This is a genomic window from Paraburkholderia ferrariae NBRC 106233, assembly GCF_000685035.1.
Taxonomy (GTDB): Bacteria; Pseudomonadota; Gammaproteobacteria; order Burkholderiales; family Burkholderiaceae; genus Paraburkholderia; species Paraburkholderia ferrariae.
Map to the genome: position 1 here is coordinate 1 of NZ_BAYB01000078.1, position 3,302 is coordinate 3,302.

Annotated in this window: 2 protein-coding genes; both read left to right on the forward strand. The window is 68.1% G+C overall.

Going from position 1 to position 3,302, the window contains the following annotated elements; all coding sequences use genetic code 11:
• Positions 1–27 precede the first annotated feature (27 nt).
• Entirely contained in the window at positions 28–1,398 is a 1,371-nt protein-coding gene (gene glmU, locus BFE01S_RS36590; RefSeq protein WP_028229698.1) for a bifunctional UDP-N-acetylglucosamine diphosphorylase/glucosamine-1-phosphate N-acetyltransferase GlmU, read from the forward strand.
• Positions 1,399–1,483: 85 nt separating this feature from the next.
• Positions 1,484–3,301, forward strand: coding sequence for a glutamine--fructose-6-phosphate transaminase (isomerizing) (gene glmS, locus BFE01S_RS36595; RefSeq protein WP_028229699.1), 1,818 nt, complete (start codon positions 1,484–1,486; stop codon positions 3,299–3,301).
• Position 3,302: the final 1 nt, after the last annotated feature.

The window sequence follows — 3,302 nt, forward strand, 5'->3', positions numbered from 1 at the left end:
GCTTCAAATTCGACCTTCACCGATGCCATGAACATCGTGATTCTGGCGGCAGGCATGGGCAAGCGCATGCACTCCGCACGGCCCAAGGTGCTGCATCCGCTGGCCGGCAAGCCGCTTCTCTCGCACGTCCTCGATACTGCCCGCACGCTCAATCCCACGCGCCTCGTCGTCGTGATCGGCCATGGCGCCGATGCGGTGCGCGCCGCCGTTGCCGCGCCCGATGTCCAGTTCGCCGTGCAGCACGAGCAGCGCGGCACCGGCCACGCGCTCCAGCAGGCGCTGCCGCTGCTCGACGCCGGCGCGCCCACGCTCGTCCTCTACGGCGACGTGCCGCTCACGCGCGCCTCCACGCTCAGGCGCCTCGCCGACGCCGCGAAGACGGACGGCTACGGCGTGCTCACCGTCACGCTCGACGACCCCACCGGCTACGGGCGCATCGTGCGCGACGCGGCCGGCGACGTCGTGCGCATCGTCGAGCAGAAGGACGCGAGCGAAGCCGAGCGCCGCATCGCCGAGATCAACACCGGCATCGTCATCACGCCGGGCGCGCCGCTCGCGGGCTGGCTCGCCGCGCTGAAGAACGACAACGCACAGGGCGAGTTCTACCTCACCGACGTGGTCGAGCAGGCCATCGCCGCCGGCCATCCGGTCGTCACGGCCCAGCCCGACGACGAATGGGAGACGCTGGGCGTCAACAGCAAGCAGCAGCTGGCCGAACTCGAGCGCGTGTACCAGCGCAACGTGGCCGGATCGCTGCTGGTGGCGGGCGTCACGCTCGCGGATCCCGCGCGCATCGACGTGCGCGGCACGCTCGCCTGCGGGCGCGATGTCTTCATCGACGTGAACTGCGTGTTCGAGGGCAACGTGACGCTGGCGGACAACGTCACGGTCGGCCCGAACTGCGTGATCCGCAACGCCGCCATCGGCGCGGGCACGCGCATCGACGCGTACACGCATATCGAAGACGCGGTGGTGGGCGGCGCGGCCGTGCTCGGCCCCTATGCGCGGCTGCGCCCGGGCGCGAAGCTTGCCGACGAAGTGCATGTGGGCAACTTCGTCGAGGTGAAGAACGCGAACATCGGCGTGGGCTCGAAGGCCAATCACCTCTCCTATGTCGGCGACGCCGACGTGGGCGCCGGCGTGAACATCGGCGCGGGCACCATCACCTGCAACTACGACGGCGCGAACAAGCACCGCACGGTGATCGGCGACCGCGTTTTCGTGGGCTCGGATACGCAGCTCGTCGCGCCGGTGCGCGTGGGAGACGGCGTGACGATCGCGGCGGGCACGACGGTGTGGAAGGACGTGAGCGACGACGTGCTCGTGCTCAACGGCAAGACCCAGGTCGAGAAGGCCGGCTACGTGCGGCCGGTCAAGCTCAGGAAATCAACGCAGTAGCTAGCGCAGCAATAAGCGCAGCGGCAGCGGCGCGCGAGGTTTCGCGAGCGCTGCCCCGCCTCTCAACATCCAGGGATCGAACTCCATGTGCGGCATCGTCGGCGCAGTAGCGCAACGTAACATCGTGCCCGTCCTCATCGAAGGACTGCGGCGCCTCGAATATCGCGGCTACGACTCGTGCGGCGTGGCCATCGTGACCGCGGCCGGACCGCAGCGCGTGCGCAGCGTCGCGCGCGTGGCCGAACTCGACGACCAGGTGCGCGACGCGCACTTCGAAGGCGTGACCGGCATCGCGCATACGCGCTGGGCCACGCATGGCGCGCCGACCGTCAACAACGCGCACCCGATCTTCTCGCACAACGCGCTCGCGCTCGTGCACAACGGCATCATCGAGAACTACGAGTCGCTGCGCGAGATGCTGCGCGCGAAGGGCTACGAGTTCGTCACGCAGACCGATACCGAAGTCATCGCGCACCTGATCCACAGCCTCTACCGGGGCGACCTGTTCGCCGCGGTGCGCGAAGCCGTGCAGCAGCTCGCGGGCGCGTACGCGATCGGCGTCGTGCACAAGGACCAGCCGCATACGGTGGTGGGCGCGCGCGCCGGCTCGCCGCTCGTGGTGGGGTATGGAAAAGGCGAAAACTTCATCGCCTCGGACGCGCTCGCCATCGCGGGCAGCGCGGAGCGCATCAGCTACCTCGAAGAAGGCGACGTCTGCGAGATCACGCTCGAAGGCGTGCGCATTGCCGACCGCGCGGGCCACCTCGTCACGCGCGAGGCGCGCGAGGTGCAGGCCTACGGCGCGGCGGTCGAACTCGGGCCGTACCGCCACTACATGCAGAAGGAAATCTTCGAGCAGCCGCGTGCGATCGGCGACACCATTCCGGCCACCGAATCGTTCGCGCCCGAGCTCTTCGGCGAGAACGCGCGCGCAGTGTTCGAGGGCATCGACAGCATCCTGATTCTCGCGTGCGGCACGAGCTATTACGCGGGCCTCACGGCGAAGTACTGGCTCGAAGCGGTGGCGAAGATCCGTACCGAGGTGGAGATCGCGAGCGAGTACCGCTATCGCGAGTCGGTGCCGAACCCGCGCGCGCTGGTGGTGACGATCTCGCAGTCGGGCGAAACCGCCGATACGCTCGCGGCGCTCAGGCACGCGCAGTCGCTGGGCATGGAGCATACGCTCGCGGTGTGCAACGTGGCGACGAGCGCGATGATGCGTCTGACCGAATTCAGGTTCCTCACGCATGCGGGCCGCGAAATCGGCGTGGCCTCGACGAAGGCGTTCACCACGCAGCTGGTGGGGCTCTTCATTCTCGCGGCGACGCTCGGCAAGCTGCGCGGCCATGTGAGCGCCGAACAGGAAGCGCAGTACCTGAAGCTGCTGCGCCACCTGCCTGCCGCGCTACACGGGGTGCTGGCGCTGGAGCCGCAGATCATCGCGTGGTCGGAGGAGTTCGCGCGCAAGGAGAATGCGCTGTTCCTCGGGCGCGGGCTGCACTACCCGATCGCGCTGGAAGGCGCGCTCAAGCTCAAGGAAATCTCGTACATCCACGCGGAGGCGTATCCGGCGGGCGAGCTCAAGCACGGGCCGCTTGCGCTCGTGACCGAGGCGATGCCGGTGGTGACGGTGGCGCCGAACGACGCGCTGCTGGAAAAGCTCAAGTCGAACATGCAGGAAGTGCGGGCGCGCGGCGGCCAGCTGTATGTGTTTGCCGATGCGGACTCGCATATCGCGAGCGAGGAGGGTATTCACGTGATCCGCATGCCGGAGCACTACGGGCTGCTCTCGCCGATCCTGCATGTTGTGCCGCTGCAGATGCTGGCGTATCACACGGCGTGTGCGCGCGGGACCGATGTGGACAAGCCGCGGAATCTGGCGAAGTCGGTGACGGTGGAGTAGG

Excerpts from the sequence above, each read along its gene's own strand:
- glmU (WP_028229698.1), top strand. The coding sequence starts at position 28 with ATGAACATCGTGATTCTGGCGGCAGGCATGGGCAAGCGCATGCACTCC.
- glmS (WP_028229699.1), top strand. The coding sequence starts at position 1,484 with ATGTGCGGCATCGTCGGCGCAGTAGCGCAACGTAACATCGTGCCCGTC.